Genomic DNA, 262 nt, shown 5'->3' with positions numbered 1-262 from the left:
CGATGATCAGGCCGAGCAACGTCGAGCCGAAGGAGATGATCACCGAGTTCATGAAGTGGCCGAGATAGTTCGACCGGCTCTGGACTTCCGCATAGTTCTCCGTCGTCCAGTGGAAGAACAGGAACTGCGGCGGCGAGGCGATCGCATCGGCTTCCGACTTGAAGCTGGTCAGGAACGTCCAGAGGATCGGGAAGAAGATCAGGATCCCGAGCGTCCAGGCGATCGCGGTCATGATGACCTTGCGTTGTGTGGTGACTTTGCG

Annotated in this window: 1 pseudogene; it reads right to left on the bottom strand. The window is 58.4% G+C overall.

From position 1 onward, the window contains the following. A pseudogene (locus tag SB764_RS41595) lies at positions 1-232 on the bottom strand (carbohydrate ABC transporter permease); the annotation flags it as partial. Positions 233-262: the final 30 nt, after the last annotated feature.

The organism is Paraburkholderia sp. SIMBA_027, assembly GCF_046535315.1.
GTDB lineage: Bacteria > Pseudomonadota > Gammaproteobacteria > Burkholderiales > Burkholderiaceae > Paraburkholderia > Paraburkholderia tropica.
Note: the sequence above shows the minus strand (reverse complement) of the source record. Positions and strands in the feature narration are given on the sequence as shown.